A 23,046-nucleotide genomic window follows, 5' to 3' on the forward strand; every position below is an offset into this window, starting at 1 on the left:
GGCTGGGTCTGTCTCCTAGGCCCTGAATTTACCAGTGATCGGATACCGCCAGTCCTTGCCGAAGCTCCGGTGCGTGACGCGGATGCCCACCGGCGCCTGGCGTCGCTTGTATTCGTTGATGCGGATCAGGCGCGCGACGCGCTCCACCGTCGCGCGCTCGAAGCCCGCGGCCACGATCTCCTCCACGCCCTGGTCGAACTCCATGTAGCGCGACAGGATGTCGTCGAGGATCTCGTACGGCGGCAGGCTGTCCTGGTCGACCTGGCCCTCGCGCAGTTCCGCGCTCGGCGGCCGCGTGATGATGCGCTCCGGGATCGGGCTCTTGCCCGTGCCGTAAGGGTCGTTCTCGTTGCGCCAGCGCGCGAGCTTGAACACCGTCGTCTTCAGCAGGTCCTTGATGACCGCGAAGCCGCCCGCCATGTCGCCGTACAGCGTGCAGTAGCCGGTGGCCATTTCGCTCTTGTTGCCGGTGGTGAGCACGATGCTGCCGAACTTGTTGGACAGCGCCATGAGGATCACGCCGCGGATGCGCGCCTGGATGTTCTCTTCGGTCGTGTCCTCCGGCAGGCCCGCGAACTCCTTCGCGAGCGCCCCTTTGAAGGACTCGAACATGGGCGTGATGCCGATTTCGTCGTAGCGCACGCCCAGTCGCACGCTCATGTCGCGCGCGTCGATCCAGGAGATGTCGGCCGTGTACGGCGAAGGCATCATCACCGCGCGGCACTTGTCCGCGCCGAGCGCGTCCACCGCGATGGCGAGCACCAGCGCGGAATCGATGCCGCCGGACAGGCCCAGCAGTACGCCGGGGAAGCCGTTCTTGCCAACGTAGTCGCGCACGCCGAGCACGAGCGCATCCCACAGGTCGGCCTCGCGGCCGAGATCCTGCGCGAGCGGGCCGGAGACACGAACGCCCGAGGCGGCCGGTGCGCCGGACGCACCCGCTTGCGCGGACACCGTGCGCGCCACGTCGACGAAAAACAGGTCTTCGCGGAACCCGGGCGCCCGCGCGGCCAAACCGCCATCCGCATTGACCGCGAAGGACGCGCCGTCGAACACCACCTCGTCCTGCCCGCCCACGAGGTGCGCGTACACGAGCGGCAGGCCGACGGCCTTGGCGCGCTCGGCCATCTGCCCGATGCGCTCGTTGTCCTTGCCGACGTGGAAGGGCGATGCGTTGGGCACGACCAGCAGTTCGGCGCCCGCCGCATGCGCGAGCTGCGCGGGCTCGTCGAACCAGGCATCCTCGCAGATGAGCAGGCCGACGTTGACGCCTTCGCACTGGAACACGCAGGTGCCCTGCCCCCGCGTGAAATAGCGGTACTCGTCGAAGACCTGGTAGTTCGGCAGCTCGCGTTTCGCGTAGGTCTCCAGCACGCGACCCTCGGCGATCACACTGGCCGCGTTGAAGCGCCGCTGCACCTGCACGGACTTGCTCTTGATCGACGTGCCGTGCGGATGACCCACCACGACGTGCAGGCCTTTCAGGTCGGCGAGCTGGGCCGCCGTCCATTTCACGGCATCATCGCAGGCGGCGGTGAATGCGGGGCGCAGCCACAGGTCTTCGGCCGGATAACCGCAGATCGACAGCTCGGGCGTGACCACGAGCCGGGCGCCCTGCGCGTAAGCTGCACGGGACGCGTCGACGATTTTTTGCGCATTGCCTGTGGTGTCGCCCACGAGAAGGTTGAGCTGGGCAACGCAGATTTTGAGAGACATTGTTGGAGTGAAGAAGGTCTCGAACGATTATGTCACCCGGGTTATGGACTCGCCTGGGTCGGTGACGGCGAACGACTGGAACGCGCTGCTGCCTGCGGAGGCGTCGCCATTCATGCGCCACGAATACCTCGCGGCGCTGCACGGCAGCGGCAGCGCGACGCCCGCGACCGGATGGACGCCGCGCTTTCTCACGCTCTGGCGCGGCGACGAATTGCACGCCGCGTGCCCGCTGTACCTCAAGGGCCATTCGTACGGCGAATACGTGTTCGACTGGGCTTGGGCCAACGCCTATGCGCAGCACGGGCTCGAGTACTACCCCAAGGCGCTCGTGGCCGTGCCGTTCACGCCCGTGCCGGGGCCGCGCCTGCTGGCGCGCGACGACGCGGCGCGCGCCGCGCTCGTGCGCGCGCTCGTGGCGCTGTGCCGGGACGAGAAGCTCTCTTCGCTCCATCTGCTCTTCGCGAACGACGCCGACGTGCAGGCGTGCTCGGAGGCCGGCCTGATGTTGCGCCACACGGTGCAGTTCCACTGGACCAACACGGCGGGCTGGCGCAGGTTCGACGAATTCCTGGCCAGCCTCGCGCAGGAGAAGCGCAAGAAGATCCGGCAGGAGCGCCGCAAGGTGGCGGACGCGGGCGTGACTTTTCGCTGGTCGCGGGGCGTCGACATCGCGGCCGCGGATTGGGATTTCTTCTACCGCTGCTACGACCGCACGTATCGCGAGCACGGCAACGCGCCCTACCTGGAGCGCGATTTCTTCCGCCGGATGGCGAGCGAGCTGCCGTCGTCGTGGCTGCTCTTCGTGGCGGAACATGGCGGCGAGCCCATCGCCTCCAGCCTCATCGCCCTCGGCGACAGCGTCGCCTACGGCCGCTACTGGGGCGCGCTGAAGCGCGTGGACTGCCTGCACTTCGAGGCCTGTTACTACCAGCCGCTGCAGTGGTGCATCGAGAACGGTTTCACCCGCTTCGAAGGCGGCGCTCAGGGCGAGCACAAGATGGCGCGGGCGCTGATGCCGGTGAAGACGACCAGCGCCCACTGGCTGGCGCACCCCGCCTTCGCCGATGCTGTGGAGCGCTTTCTCGAACGCGAGGGACAGGGGATCGAGAACTATCTCGACCACCTTGCGGAGCGCAACCCGTTCCGGGATCCTTCCGCTTCGCCGCCTCCGGCCCGCTCAAGCCCGGGCTGAGGTCCTGGAAAAGTCGCGCACGGAGTCGAGCGCGTAGTGCGCCACCTCTAAACGAGGGCCAACTCGCGCCAATGCGCAGGGCAAAGCTGATAGCTTCTGGCGCACAAGATGCAATGAGCATTCGGCATGGCGATGGCAACAGAGAAGAATCCGGGCGCGCACCTGCCGCCCCCCAGCCTCGCGCTCCTCGCGCTCGAGCTGCGCGCGCCGTGGGAGTTCGGGGCGGTGCTGCCCGCGTGGCCTGCGCTGCGGCGCGCACCCGCGGGTGACGGGCACGCCGTCGTTGTTTTCCCCGGACTCTCGGCCAACGATGCGTCCACGGCGCCGCTGCGACGCTATCTCGCCTCGCTCGGCTATGCCGTGCAGGGATGGGACCAGGGCTTCAACCTCGGCCCGCGCGAGGGCGTCATCGATGCCGCGCGGGCGCAGATCGAACGCGCCGCCGACGCAAGCGGCGGCAAGGTCAGCCTGATCGGCTGGAGCCTGGGCGGCGTGTATGCGCGCGAACTCGCCAAGCTGCATCCCGAGTGGGTGCGCGGCGTCATCACGCTCGGCACGCCGTTCGCCGCGCATCCGAGATCGACGCACGCCTGGCGCATCTACGAATTCGCGAGCGGCCGCAGCGCGCATCGAGAGCACGAGGAAAATGCCGAGCTCGCCGCCGCGCCGCCCGTGCCCACGACCAGCATCTATTCGCGCACCGACGGCATCGTCGCGTGGCAAGGCAGCATCCAGCGGCCCGATCATGCGCAGGTGGAGAACGTCGAGGTGTTCGCGAGCCACATCGGCATCGGCGTGAACCCGAGCGCGTGGTGGGCGGTCGCGGACCGGCTGGCGCAGGCCGAAGGAGCGTGGAAGCCGTTCGACCGCTTCGGCGCGTGGGGCGTCAAGGGCCTGTTGTACCCCGACCCGCACCGCGCCTGATCGCCATCCCCGCGAAGGCTGGGATCACGGCGAGACTACCCGTGCTGCTTCGCGTAGTTCGCGATCCCGTCCAGGATTTCCTGCTTCGCGGACTCCGGGCCTTCCCAGCCCAGCACCTTGACCCACTTGCCCTGCTCCAGGTCCTTGTAGTGCTCGAAGAAGTGGGAGATGGTCTTCAGCCGCATCGGGTTCAGGTCCTCGGGCTTCTGCCATTGCGTGTAGATCGACAGGATCTTGTCCGTGGGCACGGCGAGCACCTTGGCATCGTCGCCGGCCTCGTCCTGCATCTTCAGGATGCCGATGGGTCGGCAGGTCACGACCACGCCGGGGATCAAAGGCACCGGCGTGATGACGAGCACGTCGACCGGGTCGCCGTCGCCGCTGATCGTCTTGGGCACGTAGCCGTAGTTGGTCGGGTAGTGCATCGACGTGCTCATGAAGCGGTCGACGAAGATCGCGCCGGTTTCCTTGTCCACCTCGTACTTCACGGGGTCGGCGTTCATCGGGATCTCGATGATGACGTTGAAGGCTTCGGGAACGTTCTTGCCGGGGGTGACTTGGTCGAGGGACATGGTGGCTGTGATGCGAAGGAAACGAGAGGATCAGGATAAACCCTGATTTTAGTTGGAGCGTCCTTCGCTTTCCGCGAACCGTCGTCGGTACGTCACGGTATTGGCGATATATTCCGCCGGTTGGCCAATCGTCTCCGCGCTGGAGGACCGAGGAAGCAACGCAGCGGATGCACCGGCTGCGGTGCTCTCCGCAACGACCTAAAGCGAACTGAAGGAGAAACTTTCTATGACTGGCAACTCGGCGCTCATACTGGCGCTCGTCTGCGGCCTCGCGGCCGTGGCTTACGGCTTCTGGGCGCGTGGCTGGATCCTCGCGCAGGACGCAGGCAACGCCCGCATGCAGGAAATCGCGGCGGCCATCCAGGCCGGCGCGGCCGCGTACCTCGCGCGGCAGTACCGCACCATCGCCATCGTCGGCGTCGTGCTGGCCATCCTTATCGGCATCTTCCTCGACCTGCAGACGGCCATCGGCTTCGTCGTCGGCGCGGTGCTCTCGGGCGCCTGCGGCTTCATCGGCATGAACGTCTCGGTGCGCGCCAACGTGCGCACCGCGCAGGCGGCCACGCGCGGCATCGGCCCGGCGCTCGACGTCGCGTTCCGCGGCGGCGCCATCACCGGCATGCTCGTCGTGGGCCTCGGCCTGCTGGGCGTCGCGGGCTTCTACTGGTTCCTGGTCGGCAACGGCAACTTCACGCCCGACCGCAAGCTCGCGAACCTGCTCACGCCGCTGATCGGCTTCGCCTTCGGCTCCTCGATCATCTCGATCTTCGCGCGCCTGGGCGGCGGCATCTTCACGAAGGGCGCCGACGTCGGCGCCGACCTCGTGGGCAAGGTCGAAGCGGGCATCCCCGAGGACGATCCGCGCAACCCCGCGGTGATCGCCGACAACGTGGGCGACAACGTCGGCGACTGCGCCGGCATGGCGGCCGACCTGTTCGAGACCTATGCCGTGACGCTGATCGCGACGATGGTGCTCGGCGCCCTGCTCGTGGCCTCGGCGCCCGTCAACGCGGTGCTGTATCCGCTGGGCCTCGGCGCGGTGTCGATCATCGCGTCGATCATCGGCTGCTTCTTCGTCAAGGCGAAGCCGGGCATGGTCAACGTGATGCCCGCGCTCTACAAGGGCCTGGCAGTCGCGGGCGTGCTCTCGCTCATCGCGTTCTACTTCGTGACGACCTGGCTGATCCCCGACAACGCGATCGCCGCGAGCGGCAGCCAGATGCGCCTGTTCGGCGCGTGCGTGGTCGGCCTCGTGCTGACCGGCGTGCTCGTCTGGATCACCGAGTTCTATACCGGCACTCAGTATTCGCCGGTGCGCCACATCGCGCAGGCCTCGACCACGGGCCACGGCACGAACATCATCGCCGGCCTCGGCGTGTCGATGCGCTCCACGGCCTGGCCCGTGATCTTCGTGTGCGTCGCCATCCTGGTCTCGTACAAGCTCGCCGGTCTCTACGGCATCGCCATCGCGGCGACGTCGATGCTGAGCATGGCCGGCATCGTGGTCGCGCTCGACGCCTACGGCCCGATCACCGACAACGCCGGCGGCATCGCCGAAATGGCGGAGCTGCCCGCCTCGGTGCGCGATATCACCGACCCGCTCGACGCCGTGGGCAACACGACCAAGGCCGTGACCAAGGGCTACGCGATCGGCTCCGCCGGCCTCGCCGCGCTCGTGCTCTTCGCCGACTACACGCACAAGCTCGAGAGCTACGGCCAGCAGATCAGCTTCGACCTGTCCGACCCGATGGTGATCGTGGGCCTCTTCATCGGCGGCCTGATCCCCTACCTCTTCGGCGCGATGGCGATGGAAGCGGTCGGCCGTGCGGCCGGCTCGGTGGTGGTCGAAGTGCGCCGCCAGTTCCGCGAGATCAAGGGCATCATGGAAGGCACCGCCAAGCCCGAGTACGGCGTGGCGGTCGACATGCTGACCAAGGCCGCGATCAAGGAAATGATGATCCCGTCGCTGCTGCCGGTCGTGGTGCCGATCGTCGTCGGCCTCGCCCTCGGTCCGCGCGCGCTCGGCGGCCTGCTGATGGGCACGATCGTCACCGGCCTGTTCGTCGCCATCTCCATGTGTACCGGCGGCGGTGCGTGGGACAACGCGAAGAAGTACATCGAGGACGGCAACCACGGCGGCAAGGGCTCCGAGGCGCACAAGGCCGCGGTGACCGGCGACACGGTGGGCGACCCCTACAAGGACACGGCCGGCCCGGCGGTGAACCCCCTCATCAAGATCATCAACATCGTGGCGCTGCTGATCGTGCCGCTGGTGGTGAAATTCCATTCGGGCGATCCGGCGCCCGTGCGCGCCGAGACGGCGCCGGCCGCGATCACGGCGCCCGCCGCGGGTACCGGGGCGGCGCCCGTCGCACCCGCCTCGCGGTAGTCCGCCGCAGCGGCGTTCAGCGCTGCTGCGTCACGGCCCGGACCAGCTGGCTGGCGGGCCGCACCAGCTCCTGCAGGCGGGGGACGCGGTCTTCCTCGATGTACTGCAGCACCAGCTCGTTGATGCCGCCGACGATGGCCATCGCCATCTCGGCGCTCAAGGCCTCTCCCTCGTCGCCCGCGGATCGACCGCGATTCGCCACGGTCAGCACGAAATCGGCGAACGCCTCGTTCACGCGACGCCGCACGGCCAGCCCCTCGAAGCCCATCCCCAGGATCTCGATGAAGAGCGTGCGCAGCAGCTTGGGGTTCTCGGCCATGCTCGCCAGGTAGGCCGACAAGGCGCTTTCGAGCTGCGCCTGCCACTCGTGGTTCGGGTCGATCGCGCCGCGCAGCACCTTCAGTCCGTTGTGGCTCGCGGCCTCGTACAGGGCGATCAGGCAGTCCGACTTGGTGTCGAAGTGCTCGTAGAACGTGCGGCGCGAGACGGCGGCCTCGCGCACGACGTCGGCAATGGTGGTGTCCCGGTACCCCTTGGCAGCCACCGCGTGCGCCATGCCCTCCAGCAACCGCCGGCGGTGCTGATGGATAGGCAATTCGTGTTCTGTCTGGACCATGCCGCGATTCTGACGGCTCGAACGGCCGGTACTTGACTGTACCTGCAATCGAAAGCATGATCGCGGTATCCACAAGTACCGGGCTTCGAGCATCGACGGCCCCTTTCGCATGACCGATCTCGTCGTCCGCCGCCTCCTCGTCGACATGGATGCGCCCATCGCGCGTCACTGGTGCGCGGGCGATCCGTTTCGCACCGCGCTCTTCAATGCGCTGTCGATGAGCTTCCCGGTCGGCGAGCAGTTCTTCATCGATGCCGTACGCGACGGCCTGAAGGCGCTGCCCGCGGCCGAGCAGGAGCGGTTTCGTGCCGAGGTGCAGGGCTTCGTCGGCCAGGAGGCGACGCATCGCCGGCTGCACGGCCTCTACAACGCGCATCTCGCCCGCCTCGGCCTCGACAACCAGTGGGACGCGCGGGCACGCTCGCAGCTCGGATTGTTCGCGGGCACGGATGTCCGGCATGCGCTCGCGGTAACCGCGGCGCATGAACACTTCACCGCGATCTTCGCCGAGTACATGCTGCGCAACCCGGATCTCCTGGGCACGGACGATCCGCGGCTCGCGACGCTGTGGCTCTGGCACAGCGCGGAGGAGGCGGAGCACAAGACGACGGCGTTCGACCTCTATCGCACCCTCGGCGGCAACGAGGAATGGCGCCTCGTGTGGTTCCGCCGGATCACGTGGACTTTCCTCGGCGAACTGCTGCGCCAGACCGCGCTGAACCTTCGGCGCGACGGCACCCTGTGGCGGTGGCGCACCTGGCGCGGCGCGGCGTCGTTCCTCTTCGGCAGGCGCGGCATGGTCCGCAACCTGTACCGGCCGTGGCGCGAATACTTCCGCGCGGACTTCCATCCGGGCCAGCACGATTCGGCGGCGTCGCTCGAATGGCTCGAAGCGAATCGCGGGCAGTACGTGCCCGTTGGTGCGGCCGCATAGGGGCGCACTGGATTCCCGCCTTCGTGGGAATGGCGGGGGACTTCGCGCATTGGCGCAAAATCGCGCCATGCAGCTCCACTACATCGCCAACGCATCGGTCCCCTCGGTCTCCGACAAGACCCTTCCCGTGATCGACCCGTCCGACGGGAAGGCCTACGACGAGATCCAGCGCGGCAATGCCGAAGACGTCGACAAGGCGGTGCGCGCCGCGCGACGCTGCCTCGACAGCGTCTGGTCCAAGCTGAGCGGGGCCGAGCGCGGCCGGCTCCTCATGCGCCTGTCGCAGAAGATCGGCGAGCACGCCGACGAGCTCGCGGCCATCGAACAGCGCGACTGCGGCAAGCCCACCAAGCAGGCGAAGGCCGACGCACTGGCCCTGGCCCGCTACTTCGAGTTCTATGCCGGCGCCTGCGACAAGCTGCACGGCGAGACCCTGCCCTATCAGGAGGGGTACACCGTGCTGACCTGGCGCGAGCCGCACGGCGTGACGGGCCACGTCATTCCGTGGAACTACCCCATGCAGATCTTCGGCCGCAGCGTGGGCGGCGCGCTCGCCGCGGGCAACGTGTGCGTGGTGAAGCCATCGGAAGACGCATGCCTGTCGGTCCTTCGCGTGGCGCAGCTCGCCGCCGAAGTCGGCATGCCCGCGGGCGCGATCAACATCGTCACCGGCTACGGCCACGAGGTCGGCGATGCGCTCGCACGTCACCCCGGCATCGATCACATCAGCTTCACCGGCAGCCCGACCGTCGGCACCCTCATCCAGCAGGCGGCCGCGATCCGGCACTGCCCCGTGACGCTCGAGCTCGGCGGCAAGAGCCCGCAGATCGTCTTCGCCGACGCGGACCTCGACGCCGCGCTGCCGGTCATCATCAATGCCATCGTGCAGAACGCCGGCCAGACGTGTTCCGCCGGCTCGCGCCTGCTGGTCGAGGAATCGATCTACGAGAAGCTGCTCGACCGGCTCGGCGGCGCGTTCGAGAACCTGCGCGTCGGCCCGGCGGCTATGGACCTCGACGTGGGCCCCCTCATCCGGCAGAGCCAGCAACAGCGCGTGTGGGACTTCCTCTCCGACGCTCAGCACGCCAACATCCCCATGGTCGCGCAGGGACAGGTGGTCGACGACGCGCCGCAGACCGGCTTCTACCAGGCGCCGACGCTGCTGCGCGACGTCCCGGTGACGCACCGTCTCGCACAGGAAGAGGTCTTCGGGCCGGTGCTCGCGTCCATGAGTTTCCGCGACGAGAACCATGCGGTGGAACTCGCCAACGCCACCCATTTCGGACTGGTGGCGGGCATCTGGACGCAGGACGGCGGGCGTCAGCTGCGCATGGCGCGGCGCGTGAAGAGCGGCCAGGTGTTCGTCAACAACTACGGGGCGGGCGGCGGCGTGGAACTGCCCTTCGGCGGCGTGAAGTCGTCGGGCTATGGACGCGAGAAGGGATTCGAGGCGCTGTACGGATTCACCACGCTGAAGACGGTGGCGATCAAGCACGGATGACGGCGGCTATCGGACTCGCGCGGTCTTGACGACCGCTTCGGCCATCGGCAACAGCCGCGAATAAAACCCCAGCTCCGGCGCGAGGAAGGTCGCCGCATACAGCTCGTCGCCGTTCGGCGCGACCCACGCCACGCCCCGCAGCAGCAGGTCGTCGCCGCGCCGCGCGAGCGAGAACTCGAATCGCACGCCCCGGTGCCCCGCGAACACCGTCGGCTCCACCTTCGTCACGCGCACGGTGCCCGAGAGTGCGTAGAGCTCCTCGAACAGCGTCACGAGCTTGTCCGGCGGCAGGCCCGAACGGAAGGTCGGCACGCGCGCATCCTTCTCGTCGGACCACCGGAAGAACACCATCGGCTTGCTCACGAGCGGCTGGCCCGACTTCACGCCGCCCCACAGGCGCAGATGGTCGAGCGGCAGTCCCTCCTGCGTCCACGTGTCGTAGGGCTCCGAGCTCCAGGGGTCGTCGATGCGGTTCCAGGCGGCCGGAACGTCCAACGTGAGCTTGCCGCGCACGGTCTGCTCGCCCTCGACCTTCGCCACCGTGGTACACGCGCCGAGGAGCAGCGCAACGAGCAGCGCGAGGAACAGGCCCGGCAGGCGCCTCACGGCCTCATCTCCGACAGATAGGTCTTGATGAGCGACGCATCTGCGGCCTCGGGCGCGAGGGTCAGGTACTTCTCGAAGGCCGGCACGGCCGACGCGACGTCGGAGCGCGACTTGTGCAGCAGGCCCAGCGAGCGGAAGGCATCCGGCGGCGCTTTGAAGATCGCGGTGGCGCGCGTCAGATCGTCGAGCGCGCGCACGTCGTCGCCCTTGTCGTCGCGCAGCCGCAGCACTTCGCCGCGCGCGTACAGCACGTCGGCATCCTGGGGCTGCGACGATGACGGCGACGCGCGCGCCAGCATGCGGTCGAACAGTACGAGGCTCTCCTCGTACTGCCCGCGCTTGATCTCGTCCTGGATCCAGCCGAAGCGAAGCGGCGCGATCGTGCGCTGGTAGTCGGCCGCGCCGACGTTTCCACCTTTGTCGCCCGCGAGCCTGAGCAGCTCGTCGCGGCGATTGCCCACGGGCGGATGGGTCGCGAACATCGCGCTGCGGTCACCCACGCTCTCGCCGCCCGTCACCTTGAGCTCGCCCAGCAGGTTGTCCCAGACGCGCGCGGCCTGCGCGCCTTCGTAGCCCGCCTGTTGCATCAGCCGCATGCCGAGCTTGTCCGCGCGCGCCTCGTGCTCGCGCGAGAACGCGAACAGGCTCGCGAGGATGCCGATCTGTCCGAGCGTGCCCGCCACGCCGCCGAGCAGGCCCACGAGCTGCGCGAGCACCGCGCGGTCTTTCGCCGTGCGCAACTGCTCGACCTGATGCCGCTCGAGGTAATGGCCGAGTTCGTGGCCGACGATCGCGGCGAGCTGGGCCTCGTTCTCGACGCGCAGCAGCAGGCCGCTCCACACGATCATCATGCCGTTCGGCGCCATCGACGCGTTGAACATCGGCATGCGCACGACGTGGATTCGGATGTCCGGGCAATGGCCGTCGGCGAGGCGGCAGGTCAGGTCGCCGAGGTAGCGCGTGAGCGACTTGTCCCGGATCGCGAGCGGGCTGCGGCGCAAGCGCGACTCCTCGCGGTCCATCAGGCTCCACAGGCCGCCCTCGTCGGTGTCCGTCGTCGGACGCGCGAAGCGCGGCGGCAGGCCCGCCTTGTCGCTGCCCGCGATGTCCTGCGCGAGCGCGGGCAGGCCGAGCATCGATGCGATGCCGACGCAGTGCTGGCAGGTCGCGCGCAGGAAGCCGCGGCGCGAATGTCGTTCGGGAGCTTGCGGGACAGTCATTTCAGGGGTGGGAATTTCTCGAGCAGGGCCTTGACCGTCTCCGTCGCGGGTTCGGCCTCGCGCAGGTCGCCCGACAGGCGGCGCAAGTCGTTGAACCACACCACGCGGCCGTCGTTCAGATCGACCAGCGAGGCGTAGCCGACCTGCTCGCCGCCCAGCATGATCGAGCCGAGCAGCGCCATCGCCACGATGGTCGCCTTGCGTTCGTTGCTCGCGTACGAATCGCGGATCCAGGTGAAGAGTGCATAGTCCGCGCCGGTGCGCTCCTTCAGCGGCCGCACGGCGTCGCGGCCCAGCGTCCAGAGCAGCTTGCCGTCCTTCGTCGGCAGCTTCGGGCCGAAACCGGTGTGGTGGTAGAAGACCGACTCCGCCACGTTGCGGTGCAGGGCGAGCACCTGGCCGAAGTCGTCGAGCTGGCGCTCGTCGATGTCGACGATGTTCGCGCCGAGCTCCTGGCGCCGCGCATCGAGCGCGGCGCGGAAGTGCTTCTGCGCGGCCTCGGTCCAGTCCGCGCGCGGCTCCTCGATGCCGCCCGCGCTGATGGAAAAGAGCTCCATTTCGGGCGGCAGGATGAGCAGGCGGGACTGCGCGGGCCGCGCCGTGAAGCCCGGCGCGAGGTGACGCGACGACTCTTCCTCCGCATGCGCCGGCACGATCGCCGCGACGATCGACACAGTGAACAGCGCGGCGAAAAGTAAACGGATGATGAAGCGGCTGGCGACTTTCACGGGCGACTGTGCGGGGGAGCGGATGACGGGCACGACATCTTCCTTCGCCCCCGGGCAAAACCCCCGGGCGCGGCCCGCGGAATACGCAACAATGTCGAAGACGAATTTTTTCTCACGCGCGCGTGCGCGGTTACCAACAGCAAACGACAGCGGACACGAAGGAGATGCGATGCGGGTGAAGGACAAATCGGTCATCGTCACGGGCTCGGCCGGCGGCATCGGCGAAGGGATCGCGCGGCGCCTGGCCGACGAAGGCGCGCAGGTCATCGTCAACGACATCGACGCGGCGCGCGGCGAAAAGGTCGCGGCGGACATCCGCTCCGGCGGAGGCCGTGCCTCGTTCTTCGCCGCCGACGTCACGAAGTCCGCCGAGGTCAAGGCGCTGGTGGACGCCGCCGTGCAGCGCCACGGCCGCCTCGACGTCATGGTCAACAACGCCGGCTGGACGCACCGCAACCGCCCGGCGCTGGAGGTGAGCGAGGAGGAGTTCGACCGTGTCTACGCGATCAACATGAAGAGCATCTACCTCGCGACCGTCCACGCGGTGCCCGCGTTCCGCGCCAACAAGGGCGGCGTCTTCATCAACATCGCGTCGACCGCCGGCATCCGCCCTCGCCCGGGACTCACCTGGTACAACGGCTCGAAGGGCGCGGTCATCACCACGAGCAAGTCGCTCGCGGCGGAGTTCGGCCCCGAGAACATCCGCGTGAACTGCATCAACCCGGTGTTCAACCCGGACACGGGCCTGTCCGCAGAGTTCGCGGGCGGCCCGGTCGACGAGCAGGCACGCGCGAAGTTCCGCGCGTCGATCCCGCTCGGCCGCTTTTCCACGTCGCTCGACGTGGCGAAAGCCGCGCTCTATCTCGCGAGCGACGAAGCCGCCATCATCACGGGGGATTGCAACGAGGTGGACGGGGCGCGCTGCGTCTGAAGCCGATAATCGACGCATGGCCGAGCGCATCATCCCTCTCGTCGACCAGCGTCTCGCCGCGCTCGCCGCGAGCGTGCCGGCCACGCCGATCGCGGCAACGGGGCTGCTGGGCGATGCGCTCGGGCGGCCGCTGCGCGACCTGCGCATCAGCGTCACCGACCGGTGCAACTTCCGCTGCAGCTACTGCATGCCCAAGGAAGTGTTCGACAAGGATTACAAGTACTTGCCGCATGCCTCGCTGCTGAGCTTCGAGGAAATCGCCCGGCTCGCCACGCAGTTCGTCGCGCACGGCGTGAAGAAGATCCGTCTCACCGGCGGCGAGCCGCTGCTGCGCAAGAGCGTCGAGGTGCTGATCGAACAGCTCGCGGCGCTGCGCACCACCGACGGCGAGCCGCTCGACATCACGCTCACCACCAACGGCTCGCTGCTCGCGCGCAAGGCGAAGTCGCTGAAGGCGGCGGGGCTGCAGCGCGTGACGGTGAGCCTCGACGGGCTGGACGATGCCGTGTTCCGCCGCATGAACGACGTCGACTTCCCCGTCGCCGAGGTACTGGCCGGCATCGAAGCCGCGCGCGCGGCGGGGCTCGGGCCGATCAAGGTCAACATGGTCGTCAAGCGCGGCACCAACGAGCACGAGATCCTGCCGATGGCGCGCCACTTCAGGGGCACCGGCATCGTGCTGCGCTTCATCGAATACATGGACGTCGGCTCCAGCAACGGCTGGCGCATGGACGAAGTCCTGCCCTCGGCCGACGTGCGCAAGCTGATCGCCGCAGAACTGCCGCTCGTTCCCCTGGACGCCACGGCCGCCGGCGAGACGGCCGAGCGCTGGGCCTACGCCGATGGCGGCGGCGAAGTCGGCTTCATCTCCAGCGTCACGCAGGCGTTCTGCGGGGACTGCAACCGCGCGCGGCTGTCGACCGAAGGCAAGCTCTACCTGTGCCTCTTCGCGAGCAACGGCCACGACCTGCGCGCACTCCTGCGCGGCGGCGCGAGCGACGACGACATCGCCTCCGCCATCGCGCACATCTGGCAACACCGCGACGACCGCTATTCGGAGCTGCGAAGCACCCTGCCCGCGGATGCTTCGAACGGCGCACGTCGCGTCGAAATGAGTTACATCGGAGGGTGATGGACAAGCACGACATCACCGGCGTGATCCTCGCCGGCGGACGCGGCAGCCGCATGGGCGGCGTCGACAAGGGGCTGCAGAACTTCCGCGGCATGCCGCTCGCGGTTCAGGCGCTCGTGCGCCTGGGCGAGCAGGTGGGGCAGGTCATGATCAACGCCAACCGCAACCTCGGCGCCTACGAGTCGTTCGGCGCGCCCGTGTGGCCCGATGCACTGGCCGACTATGCGGGTCCCCTGGCAGGCTTCCTCACCGGCCTCGAAAACTGCGAGACGCCTTACCTCGTCACGGTGCCCTGCGACACGCCGCTCTTCCCCGCCGATCTCGTCGCGCGCCTTGCCGAAGCGATGGAGCGCGAGAACGCCGACATCGCGATGGCCGCCGCGCGCGAGGAAGACGGGCAGGTGCGCACGCAGCCGGTGTTCTGCCTGCTGCGCCGCGAGCTGCTCGAAAGCCTCGTACGCTTCACGCACGAGGGCGGCCGCAAGATCGACGCGTGGACGGCGCTGCACAGGCAGGCCATCGTCACCTTCGACGCGCCGGGCGACGACCCGCGCGCCTTCTTCAACGCCAATACGCTCGCCGAACTCCACCGGCTCGAGCAGACGCCATGAAGACGCTCGCGCAGATCGCCGCGCAATTGCAGGGCTACGACCCGCAGGCGCTCAGTGCGGACGCGGTCGGCGAGTTTCTCTCGCACCTCGTCGTGCCGGTGCGCGAGACCGAATCGGTCGGCGTGTTCGAAGCGCTGGGCCGCGTGCTCGCGAACGACCTCGTCTCGCCCATCAGCGTTCCGCCGCACGACAACTCCGCGATGGACGGCTACGCATTCGACGGCGCGCAGCTGCGCACGGACCGGCCGCTCGTGCTCGAAGCGGTCGGCACCGCGCTGGCCGGCAAGGCATGGCAGGGAACCGCCGCCGCAGGCCAGTGCGTGAAGATCATGACCGGCGCGATCATGCCGGCCGGGCTCGACACGGTGATTCCGCAGGAGTTCGCCACGGTCGACGGCACGCGCATCACGATTCCCGCGAACGTCGTGCAGCCCGGCGACAACCGCCGCCACAAGGGCGAGGATCTGCATGAAGGCCGCCCCGCCTTGCTGCAGGGCGAGCGGCTCGGCCCCGCGGCCTGCGGCCTCGTCGCGAGCCTCGGGCTCGCGCAGGTCGAAGTCAGGCGCCGCCTGAAGGTCGCGTACTTCTCCACCGGCGACGAAATCCTCTCGCTCGGCGAACCGCCGCGCGAGGGCGCGGTATACGACAGCAACCGCTACACGGTGCATGCGATGCTGACGCGGCTCGGCTGCGAGGTCGTCGACATGGGCGTCGTGCGCGACGAGCCCGCGCTGCTCGAAGCCGCGTTCGCCGAGGCCGCGCGCAAGGCCGATGCCATCATCACCAGCGGCGGCGTGAGCGTGGGCGAAGCCGACTACACCAAGGCGATGATGAAGAAGCTGGGCGACGTCGCGTTCTGGCGCATCGCGATGCGGCCGGGGCGGCCGATGGCGGTGGGCCGCATCGGCGAGTCGGTCCTGTTCGGCCTGCCCGGCAATCCGGTCGCCGTCATGGTGACCTTCCTCGCGTTCGTGCGCCCCGCCCTGCTGAAGATGATGGGCGCGCGCGTCACGGCGACGCCGTACCTTCGGGCGCTCAGCGGCGAAGCGATGCGCAAGAAGCCCGGCCGCACGGAGTACCAGCGCGGCATCGTCACGCGCGAGGCCGACGGCTCGCTGCGCGTGCGCACCACCGGCAACCAAGGCTCCGGCGTCCTCAGCTCGATGGTGCAGGCCAACGGCCTGATCGTCCTGCATCACGCGCAGGGCAACGTCGCCCCCGGCGACGCGGTGGACGTGATGATGTTCGAAGGCCCGCTCTAGGCGCGCCGGCGTCCGACCCCGCGCCCTCTAACCCAGCCGCAGGGCCGCGATCGGCGGGAGGTCGCGCGAGAGGCACTTCCAGCTCGCGCCTTCGTCCTCGCTCACCCACAGGCCGCCGGTCGTCGAACCCATCGCCAGCACGCGACCATCGGGCGACACCGCGAGCGCATGCCGGTACACGAGGTGATACGCATCCTGCTGCGGCAGGCCATCGCCCCGCATCGCGAAGGTCTGGCCGCCGTCGCGCGTCTCGTTGACCACCATCCGGCCGTCCACGGGCATGCGCTGCGCGTCGGAGTGCGCGGGCGCGAACCACGCGCGCTCCGGGTCCGTGGGATGGGCGGCCACCGGGAAGCCGAAATCGCTTGGCGCGGGACGCGGCAGCGGGCTCCACCTCATGCCGCCATCGACCGAGCGATACATGCCGCCATGGTTCTGCGTCCACAGCACGTCGGGCTGCGCAGCGCAGGCGTCGAGCCGATGCACGTCCTGGATGTTCGGATCCTCGCGCCGCTCGGGCGGCATGAACTCCGCGACCATGCCCGAAGACGTGTTGGCCCAGGTCTCGCCATCGTCGCGCGTTTGCCAGATGCCGCCGCAGGATACGGCAACGGTCACGTGGCGCGCATCGCGCGGATCGACGACGATGGAGTGGATGCCCGCGTGGTCGTAGCCGCCGCCCAACCATTCCTTGCGCTCGGGCCGCAGCCACAGGCTTTCCATGAGCTGCCAGCTCGCGCCGCCGTCGCCCGAGCGGAACAGGCCGGCCGGCAGGCAGCCGGCCCACAGCGTGCCGCCCGAGGCCTCCAGGCCCCAGATGAGGTCGACGGTCCACGGCGTCGTGTCGTCGCTCCACTCGCCCTCAGTCGGCTTGGGCGGGAAAGCGGGTGCCGCGGTCTCCTGCCAGCTGGCGCCGCCATCGGCACTCTTCCACACCTTCACGCCGAAGTGGCCGAGCCGCAAGGCGGCAAACCAGGCCCCGGTGGAGGCGTCGACCGCGAACTGCGTGACCGGCTCGCCCGGGAACGCCGGCTTGCCCAGCACCCAGCCGGCCTCCGTGCGGCGCACGACGAACAGCCCCTTGCGAGTGCCGACCCACAACGTGTACATGCATCACCCTCCTGTGAGCGCCTGGATCACCATGACCTTGTCGTCCGGCGCCAGCGCAAGCTCCAGCCGGGCACGGTCCGCGATCATTCGCGCATTGACGAACACCGCCACGTGCTTGCGCACGGCGCCCTGCTCGTCGAGAACGTAGTGGCGCAGCGCCGGCGCGGCAGCGAAGGCCGCATCGAGCGCCGCGCGCAGCGTGGAAGCGTCCACGCGCTGAGGCGGGCACGCAACGTGCCGCGTCAGCGCGGGGGCGAATTCGACCGTGGGCATGGCGGTGCATTGCACACCACCAGACGCCCGCAGGTCAAGCGCGAGTAGTGAACGCGCCGTGCGTTCAGTTGAGATGAAGCTCCTTGTGCTCGCCCAGGTCGTGCGGCGGCTTGCCGGTGACGGCGGCCTTGGCCATGGTGAAGAGCTGGCGCAGCTTGCTCTGCTTCACGTCCCAGTACTCGGCATCGTGGATGCGGACTTCGAGCAGTTCGAGGTCGGGGTCTTCGACGCCGCCCGGGAACCAGGCCTTGGCGATGGGGTTGAAGAGCTCCTTCTTCTTCGCCATGTCCTCGCTGATGGTCGCCGTGCCGGACACCGAAACCCAGCTGTCCTTGTCGAGGTGCGCATAGGAAATGTTGACGTTGCCGTCCTGGCGCAGGCGCTGGCCCATTTCGGTCTTGCGGGACACGAAGAAATAGAGGATGCCGTCGGCCGCGAGCGTCTTGTTCTGCGTGGTCAGCGGATGCGAATGCAGCCGGCCGTCCGCGTGGCGATGCGCGAGCATGCCGAACTTGGTGTCCTTGATGAGCTCCCAGAGCTTTTCGTGAGAGTCGGTGTTGTTGTCGTGGCTCATGCGTACTCCGTGTTGTGCGATCCACGCAGCGTCGCACGGCGATGCGTCACGGAGGGTCGGCCACGGGCCAGCCGCCTTGTGCGGGGAGACCGACATCCGACGGCCGTCACCCCCCGCAAAGGCGCGGATTACTTCGCCACCAGCGGCGGGTGGTCGTGGTGCGCGTGAGGCTCGTCCTGGGCCTCGGCCTTGTTGGCGCCGGGCACCTCGCGGCGCGCGAAGAGCGTGTACATCGTCGGCACCACGAAGATCGTGAGCAGCGTGCCCAGCGACATGCCGCCCACGATCACCCAGCCGATCTGCTGGCGGCTCTCGGCGCCGGCGCCCGAAGCGAACGCGAGCGGTACAGCGCCCAGCACCATCGCGCCGGTCGTCATCATGATCGGGCGCAGGCGCTGCGACGCGGCCTTGACCAGCGCATCGACCATCTCGAGACCCTGCTCGCGCAGCTGGTTCGCGAACTCCACGATCAGGATCCCGTGCTTCGTGATCAGACCCACCAGCGTGATGAGACCAATCTGCGAATACACGTTCAAGGACCCGCCGGTCCACTTGAGCGCGAGCAGCGCGCCGATCATCGACAGCGGCACGGACAGCATGATGACCAGCGGATCGACGAAGCTTTCGAACTGCGCGGCCAGCACCAGGAAAATGAACACGAGCGCCAGCACGAACACGATGGCCAGCGCGCCCTGCGAGTTGCGGAACTCGCGCGACGTGCCGTTGAGGTCCGTCGTGTAGCCGGCCTTCAGCACCTTGGCCGCGGTCTGGTTCATGAAGATCAGCGCCTGGCCGAGCGAATAGTCCGGCGCGATGTTGCCGGTGATCGTGGCCGAGCGGCGCTGGCCGAAGTGGTTCAGCTCGCGCGGGCTCACGCTCTCGCTCACCTTCACCAGCGCCGACAGCGGGATCATGGTTTCGTTGCGCCCGCGCACGTAGATGCTGTCGATGTCCTCGGGCGTGGTCCGGCCGCTCGCGCGGTTCTGGATGATCACGTCGTACTGCTCGGCGTCCTTCTTGTAGCGCGTGACCTGCCGGCCGCCCAGCGTGGTCTCGAGCGCGCGCGCCACCACCTCGACGCTCACCCCCATGTCGGCGGCCTTCACGCGATCGACCTGGATGCGCAGTTCGGGCTTGTTGAGGCGCAGGTCGACGTCCACGCCCTGGATGCCGGGATTCTTCGCGATCTCGTCGAGCATCTGCCGCACGGTGCGGTTGAGGTTCTCGTAGCTGTCGGACGTCTGGATCACGAAGTTGAGCGGACGGTCGCGAAAGCCCTGCCCGAGCGAAGGCGGCGTGACGATGAACGCATTGATGCCCGCGAGGCTGTTGAGCCGGGGCGTCATCTCGCGCGCCATCTCGAGCGTGGTCTTCTGGCGCAGCTCCCAGTCGATCGCGCGGTACACGACGCTGCCCTGCGACACCGTCGGGTTGCCGATGTTGGCGAAGATGCGGTCGAGCTCCTTGTACCCCTGGCCCATCCGCTCCAGCGTGCTCGCGTAGCGGTTGGTGTAGTCGAGCGTGGCGCCGTCCGGCGCATTGATGCTGGCCAGGATCACGCCGCGGTCTTCGAGCGGTGACAGCTCGGCCTTCATCGACGGCCACACGGTGGCGATCAGCCCGACGACCACGAGCATGCCCGCGATCACGATCCAGCGCGCCTGCACCAGCATGCCCTTGAACGAGCGCGGTGCGCCGGCTGCGCGCGGGCCGCCCCAGCGCGCCGTGACGATCCAGCGCAGCAGCCGCTCGTAGCCGCTGGTCACGGCCACCAGGATGCGCTCCATGAAGCGGTCGAACCACGAGGGCTTCGGATTGTGCTTCAGCAGCTTGGAGCACATCATGGGCGTGAGCGTGAGCGCGACGAAGCCGGACACCAGCACCGAGCCCGCCAGCGCGAGCGCGAATTCGATGAACAGCCGCCCGGTGCGACCCGGCGTGAATGCGAGCGGCGCGTACACGGCTACGAGCGTCAGCGTCATCGTGATGATCGCGAAGCCGATCTCGCGCGCGCCCTTGATCGAGGCCGAGAACGGGTCCAGCCCCTCCTCGATGTGCCGGAAGATGTTCTCCAGCATCACGATGGCGTCATCCACCACCAGGCCGATGGCGAGCACGAGCGCCAGCAGCGTGAGCGTGTTGATGGTGAAGCCGAAGAGCGCCATCATGCCGAAGGTGCCGATGAGCGACACCGGAATCGTGACGATGGGGATGACCGACGCGCGCACCGTGCGCAGGAACACGAAGATCACCAGCGCCACCAGGATGATGGCTTCGGCGATCGTGCGGTAGACGTTCTTCACCGAGCGGTCGATGAACAGCGAGTTGTCGTTGGCGATGTCGATGTTCACGTCAGGCGGCAGGTCCTGCTTGAGCTTCGGGATCATGTCCCGCACGCCTCGGGAGAGCGTCAGCGGATTGGCCGTGGCCTGGCGGATCACGCCCACGGACAGGGCCGGACGACCATTGAGGCGCACCGCGCTGCGCTCGTCGGCCGCGCCCTCCTCGACCCGCGCGACGTCGCGCACCTTCACCGGAAAGCCGTTGACGTTCTTGATCACGACCTCGGCGAACTCCGAGGGCCGCAGCAGGTTGGTCTGCGAGGTCACGCTGAACTCGCGCTGCTGCGACTCGATGCGGCCCGCCGGCAGCTCGAGGTTGCTGCGCCGCACGGCGTCCTCGACGTCGAGCGGCGTGAGCTTGTAGCCGGCGAGCTTGTCGGGGTCGAGCCACACGCGCATCGCGTACTTGCGCTCGCCGAAGATCCGCACGTCCGCCACGCCGGTCACGGTCTGCAGCCGCGGCTTGGCGATGCGGTTGATCATGTCGTTGATCTGCAGCGGCTTGAGCGTGTCGCTCGTGAACGCGAGGAAGATGACGGGGAAGGCATCGGCCTCCACCTTCGCGATCACCGGCTCCTCGATCGCCTGCGGCAGGCGGTTGCGCACGCGCGAGGTCCGGTCGCGCACCTCGGCGGCGGCGGCGTCGGCGTCCTTCTCGAGACGGAAGCGCACCGAGATCTGGCTCTGCTCGGCGCGGCTGATGGAGGTGATGACGTCGACCGCGTCGATGCCCGCGATGGAATCCTCCAGCGGCTTCGTCACCTGCGACTCGATCACCTCGGCCGACGCGCCGGGGTAGCGCACGCTGACGGTGACGACGGGTTCGTCGATCTTCGGATACTCCCGCACCTGCAGGCGCGTGAAGCTCACGGCGCCGATCAGCAGGACCAGGAGCGACAGCACGGTGGCGAACACCGGCCGGCGAATGGCAATCTCGGGCAGTTGCATGGCGGTCCCTCTGGAGGGGGCGGGTGTGTCAGGCGCCGGCGGCGGGCGAAACGGGTTTGCGCTGCGGCGGCACGGCGGCAGGCGCAGGCGCGGCGGCGGGCTTCGCGCGCGGCCGGCTCGATTCCGGCAGCCCGGAGGAGCTCGCGACCATCGCGGCGCAGGGATTGCCGCGGCCATCGGCCTTCACGATCACCGCGCCGGCGCCGGCGCGCGGGTTCGCGGCGCTGTTGGAGGTCGGCGCCATCGGCGCGCCGTTGCCGATCTCGAGCACGCGCACGGCCATGCCGTCGCGCTGGATGCGCTGCTGGCCCGCGGTCACGACGAGGTCCCCGGCATTGAGGCCCTGCGTGATCTCGACGCGGCCCGGCTGCCGTACCCCGGTCGTGACCTCGACGCGCTGCGCCGTGCGCATGTTCTGGTTCGCGGCTTCGGACAGCTTGTAGACGTACATGCGGCCGCCCTGCGGAACGATGGCCTCCTCGGGGATGAGCTTCGCGTCGTCGCGCTCGCCGAAGACGGCGGTCACGCGAGCGAACATGCCGGGGCGCAACGCGAGCTGGCGGTTGTCGATGCAGCCGCGCACGCCGATCGAGCGGCCGTTGGCGTCGACCAGCGGGTCGACGGCGAGCACCTGCGCGGAGAAGCGGCGGCCGGGCAAGGCATCGACGTCGATCAGCGCGACCTGGCCGCGCCGCACCTTGGTCTGGAAGCGCTCGGGCAGGCGGAAGTCGACCAGGATCGCATCCATGTCCTCGACGTTGACGACGTCCGCGCCGTCCTTGAGGTAGTCGCCGACATTGACGCTGCGGATGCCGGCGATGCCGTCGAAGGGCGCGAGGATGCGCAGGCGCTGCACGGTCGCGCGGGCAAGCGCGAGCTTGGCCTCGGCCACCTGCATGTTCGCCGAGCTCTCGTCGACGCGCTGGGCGCTGATGAAGTTCTGCGCGACCAGTTCCTGGTTGCGCTTGTGGTTGGCCCGTGCAATGGACAGCTCGGCCTCCGCCTGCTGCAGCTGCGCCTGGGGCAACTGGTCGTCGAGCTGCACCAGCAACTGGCCGCGCCGCACGCGCTCGCCGTCGCGAAAATTGAGCTGAACGACGCGCCCGCTGACCTCGGGCCGCAGCACGACGCCCTGGCGCGACTTGAGGCTGCCGACGGCCTGCACATCATCCGTGAGCTTGATCGTCTCGACACGGGCGACCTCGACGGCCGGCGCGCGTCCGCCGGCCGGCCCGCTCGCGCCGCCGCGTGCGCCCTGCGCGGCCCCGCCCCCGCCACCGCCCGCGATGCCCGCGCCGCCGCCGCCGGTGGGCGCCAGAGGCGCCGCCGCTGCCTCGCCCGCGGGCCGGGCCGGTTTGTTCTGGTACCACCACGCGGCACCCGAGGCCGCAGCGATACCCGCTACGGCGACTACGGTGTAGAGAACCTTCGAAGCCATGGAATGCTTGTGTCCGTCAAAAGTGAT

The 23,046-nt window shown here is 68.6% G+C and carries 20 protein-coding genes; 9 read left to right on the plus strand and 11 right to left on the minus strand.

What is annotated here, in order from left to right:
- Nucleotides 1–15 precede the first annotated feature (15 nt).
- Nucleotides 16–1,716 (minus strand): NAD+ synthase, encoded by a 1,701-nt coding sequence (locus tag AB7E83_RS07850; protein ID WP_428567443.1) that lies wholly within the window; start codon nt 1,714–1,716, stop codon nt 16–18.
- Between the two features lie 43 nt (nt 1,717–1,759).
- Between AB7E83_RS07850 and AB7E83_RS07855 the strand changes: the two genes are divergently transcribed.
- Nucleotides 1,760–2,908 (plus strand): GNAT family N-acetyltransferase, encoded by a 1,149-nt coding sequence (locus AB7E83_RS07855; RefSeq protein ID WP_428567445.1) that lies wholly within the window; start codon nt 1,760–1,762, stop codon nt 2,906–2,908.
- A 126-nt stretch (nt 2,909–3,034) separates the two neighbouring features.
- Nucleotides 3,035–3,832, plus strand: a complete 798-nt coding sequence (locus AB7E83_RS07860) for an esterase/lipase family protein (protein ID WP_428567447.1) — start codon at nt 3,035–3,037, stop codon at nt 3,830–3,832.
- Nucleotides 3,833–3,867: 35 nt separating this feature from the next.
- On the opposite strand, the gene ppa is transcribed toward AB7E83_RS07860, so the two are convergent.
- Nucleotides 3,868–4,404 (minus strand): inorganic diphosphatase, encoded by a 537-nt coding sequence (gene ppa / locus AB7E83_RS07865; RefSeq protein WP_428567450.1) that lies wholly within the window; start codon nt 4,402–4,404, stop codon nt 3,868–3,870.
- 226 nt (nt 4,405–4,630) lie between these two features.
- On the opposite strand from ppa, the gene AB7E83_RS07870 reads away from it, so the two are divergent.
- A complete protein-coding gene (locus AB7E83_RS07870; RefSeq protein WP_428567453.1) occupies nt 4,631–6,793 on the plus strand; it encodes a sodium-translocating pyrophosphatase in 2,163 nt (720 codons plus the stop codon).
- Between the two features lie 16 nt (nt 6,794–6,809).
- Here AB7E83_RS07870 and AB7E83_RS07875 read toward each other — a convergent pair whose 3' ends face one another.
- Nucleotides 6,810–7,409, minus strand: coding sequence for a TetR/AcrR family transcriptional regulator (locus AB7E83_RS07875; RefSeq protein ID WP_428567456.1), 600 nt, complete (start codon nt 7,407–7,409; stop codon nt 6,810–6,812).
- A 109-nt stretch (nt 7,410–7,518) separates the two neighbouring features.
- Between AB7E83_RS07875 and AB7E83_RS07880 the strand changes: the two genes are divergently transcribed.
- Together AB7E83_RS07880 and AB7E83_RS07885 are read left to right on the plus strand one after the other, a co-directional pair.
- Complete coding sequence (locus AB7E83_RS07880) at nt 7,519–8,343, plus strand: metal-dependent hydrolase (RefSeq protein ID WP_428567458.1); 825 nt, start codon at nt 7,519–7,521, stop codon at nt 8,341–8,343.
- A 67-nt stretch (nt 8,344–8,410) separates the two neighbouring features.
- On the plus strand, nt 8,411–9,844 hold the full coding sequence (locus AB7E83_RS07885; RefSeq protein WP_428567461.1) for an aldehyde dehydrogenase family protein: 1,434 nt from the start codon (nt 8,411–8,413) through the stop codon (nt 9,842–9,844).
- A 6-nt stretch (nt 9,845–9,850) separates the two neighbouring features.
- On the opposite strand, the gene AB7E83_RS07890 is transcribed toward AB7E83_RS07885, so the two are convergent.
- Genes AB7E83_RS07890 through AB7E83_RS07900 form a run of 3 tightly spaced genes read right to left on the minus strand, consistent with a single transcriptional unit; the run spans nt 9,851 to nt 12,431 of the window.
- Nucleotides 9,851–10,450 (minus strand): hypothetical protein, encoded by a 600-nt coding sequence (locus AB7E83_RS07890; RefSeq protein ID WP_428567464.1) that lies wholly within the window; start codon nt 10,448–10,450, stop codon nt 9,851–9,853.
- Nucleotides 10,447–11,670: a M48 family metalloprotease gene (locus AB7E83_RS07895; RefSeq protein WP_428567466.1), complete on the minus strand. Its 1,224-nt coding sequence runs from the start codon at nt 11,668–11,670 to the stop codon at nt 10,447–10,449. The genes AB7E83_RS07890 and AB7E83_RS07895 overlap by 4 nt, the downstream gene beginning before the upstream one ends.
- Nucleotides 11,667–12,431, minus strand: coding sequence for a hypothetical protein (locus AB7E83_RS07900; protein WP_428567469.1), 765 nt, complete (start codon nt 12,429–12,431; stop codon nt 11,667–11,669). Before AB7E83_RS07900 ends, AB7E83_RS07895 begins: the two co-directional genes overlap by 4 nt.
- Before the next feature lie 136 nt (nt 12,432–12,567).
- Here AB7E83_RS07900 and AB7E83_RS07905 point away from each other — a divergent pair, with 136 nt between their 5' ends.
- From AB7E83_RS07905 to moeA, 4 genes are read left to right on the plus strand one after another with little or no spacing between them, the layout of a single operon-like run.
- Entirely contained in the window at nt 12,568–13,329 is a 762-nt protein-coding gene (locus AB7E83_RS07905; protein ID WP_428567472.1) for an SDR family oxidoreductase, read from the plus strand.
- Between the two features lie 16 nt (nt 13,330–13,345).
- Nucleotides 13,346–14,461, plus strand: a complete 1,116-nt coding sequence (gene moaA / locus AB7E83_RS07910) for a GTP 3',8-cyclase MoaA (protein WP_428567474.1) — start codon at nt 13,346–13,348, stop codon at nt 14,459–14,461.
- Complete coding sequence (gene mobA, locus AB7E83_RS07915; RefSeq protein WP_428567476.1) at nt 14,458–15,072, plus strand: molybdenum cofactor guanylyltransferase MobA; 615 nt, start codon at nt 14,458–14,460, stop codon at nt 15,070–15,072. The genes moaA and mobA overlap by 4 nt, the downstream gene beginning before the upstream one ends.
- Nucleotides 15,069–16,334, plus strand: a complete 1,266-nt coding sequence (gene moeA / locus AB7E83_RS07920; protein WP_428567479.1) for a molybdopterin molybdotransferase MoeA — start codon at nt 15,069–15,071, stop codon at nt 16,332–16,334. Before mobA ends, moeA begins: the two co-directional genes overlap by 4 nt.
- A 27-nt stretch (nt 16,335–16,361) precedes the next feature.
- Here the strand turns inward: moeA and AB7E83_RS07925 are convergent, their stop codons facing one another.
- The 5 genes from AB7E83_RS07925 to AB7E83_RS07945 all read right to left on the minus strand — a co-directional run bounded on the left by AB7E83_RS07925 (nt 16,362) and on the right by AB7E83_RS07945 (nt 23,019).
- Entirely contained in the window at nt 16,362–17,444 is a 1,083-nt protein-coding gene (locus AB7E83_RS07925) for a WD40/YVTN/BNR-like repeat-containing protein (RefSeq protein ID WP_428567482.1), read from the minus strand.
- 3 nt (nt 17,445–17,447) lie between these two features.
- The gene (locus AB7E83_RS07930) at nt 17,448–17,717 is read right to left on the minus strand and encodes a MoaD/ThiS family protein (protein WP_428567483.1); all 270 of its coding nucleotides are present in this window, start codon (nt 17,715–17,717) and stop codon (nt 17,448–17,450) included.
- A 64-nt stretch (nt 17,718–17,781) separates the two neighbouring features.
- Nucleotides 17,782–18,291: a pyridoxamine 5'-phosphate oxidase family protein gene (locus tag AB7E83_RS07935; protein ID WP_428567485.1), complete on the minus strand. Its 510-nt coding sequence runs from the start codon at nt 18,289–18,291 to the stop codon at nt 17,782–17,784.
- Between the two features lie 128 nt (nt 18,292–18,419).
- Nucleotides 18,420–21,581, minus strand: coding sequence for an efflux RND transporter permease subunit (locus tag AB7E83_RS07940; RefSeq protein WP_428567488.1), 3,162 nt, complete (start codon nt 21,579–21,581; stop codon nt 18,420–18,422).
- Nucleotides 21,582–21,609: 28 nt separating this feature from the next.
- On the minus strand, nt 21,610–23,019 hold the full coding sequence (locus AB7E83_RS07945) for an efflux RND transporter periplasmic adaptor subunit (RefSeq protein WP_428567491.1): 1,410 nt from the start codon (nt 23,017–23,019) through the stop codon (nt 21,610–21,612).
- Between the last annotated feature and the right edge of the window lie 27 nt (nt 23,020–23,046).

The sequence above is a fragment of the Ramlibacter sp. genome (assembly GCF_050250995.1).
Taxonomy (GTDB): Bacteria; Pseudomonadota; Gammaproteobacteria; order Burkholderiales; family Burkholderiaceae_C; genus Ramlibacter.

Excerpts from the sequence above, each read along its gene's own strand:
- AB7E83_RS07945 (WP_428567491.1), bottom strand. The coding sequence starts at position 23,019 with ATGGCTTCGAAGGTTCTCTACACCGTAGTCGCCGTAGCGGGTATCGCT.
- AB7E83_RS07870 (WP_428567453.1), top strand. The coding sequence starts at position 4,631 with ATGACTGGCAACTCGGCGCTCATACTGGCGCTCGTCTGCGGCCTCGCG.
- ppa (WP_428567450.1), bottom strand. The coding sequence starts at position 4,404 with ATGTCCCTCGACCAAGTCACCCCCGGCAAGAACGTTCCCGAAGCCTTC.
- AB7E83_RS07940 (WP_428567488.1), bottom strand. The coding sequence starts at position 21,581 with ATGCAACTGCCCGAGATTGCCATTCGCCGGCCGGTGTTCGCCACCGTG.
- AB7E83_RS07875 (WP_428567456.1), bottom strand. The coding sequence starts at position 7,409 with ATGGTCCAGACAGAACACGAATTGCCTATCCATCAGCACCGCCGGCGG.
- AB7E83_RS07850 (WP_428567443.1), bottom strand. The coding sequence starts at position 1,716 with ATGTCTCTCAAAATCTGCGTTGCCCAGCTCAACCTTCTCGTGGGCGAC.
- moeA (WP_428567479.1), top strand. The coding sequence starts at position 15,069 with ATGAAGACGCTCGCGCAGATCGCCGCGCAATTGCAGGGCTACGACCCG.
- AB7E83_RS07880 (WP_428567458.1), top strand. The coding sequence starts at position 7,519 with ATGACCGATCTCGTCGTCCGCCGCCTCCTCGTCGACATGGATGCGCCC.
- AB7E83_RS07885 (WP_428567461.1), top strand. The coding sequence starts at position 8,411 with ATGCAGCTCCACTACATCGCCAACGCATCGGTCCCCTCGGTCTCCGAC.
- AB7E83_RS07925 (WP_428567482.1), bottom strand. The coding sequence starts at position 17,444 with ATGTACACGTTGTGGGTCGGCACTCGCAAGGGGCTGTTCGTCGTGCGC.
- moaA (WP_428567474.1), top strand. The coding sequence starts at position 13,346 with ATGGCCGAGCGCATCATCCCTCTCGTCGACCAGCGTCTCGCCGCGCTC.
- AB7E83_RS07860 (WP_428567447.1), top strand. The coding sequence starts at position 3,035 with ATGGCGATGGCAACAGAGAAGAATCCGGGCGCGCACCTGCCGCCCCCC.
- AB7E83_RS07855 (WP_428567445.1), top strand. The coding sequence starts at position 1,760 with ATGGACTCGCCTGGGTCGGTGACGGCGAACGACTGGAACGCGCTGCTG.
- AB7E83_RS07930 (WP_428567483.1), bottom strand. The coding sequence starts at position 17,717 with ATGCCCACGGTCGAATTCGCCCCCGCGCTGACGCGGCACGTTGCGTGC.
- AB7E83_RS07905 (WP_428567472.1), top strand. The coding sequence starts at position 12,568 with ATGCGGGTGAAGGACAAATCGGTCATCGTCACGGGCTCGGCCGGCGGC.
- AB7E83_RS07895 (WP_428567466.1), bottom strand. The coding sequence starts at position 11,670 with ATGACTGTCCCGCAAGCTCCCGAACGACATTCGCGCCGCGGCTTCCTG.
- AB7E83_RS07935 (WP_428567485.1), bottom strand. The coding sequence starts at position 18,291 with ATGAGCCACGACAACAACACCGACTCTCACGAAAAGCTCTGGGAGCTC.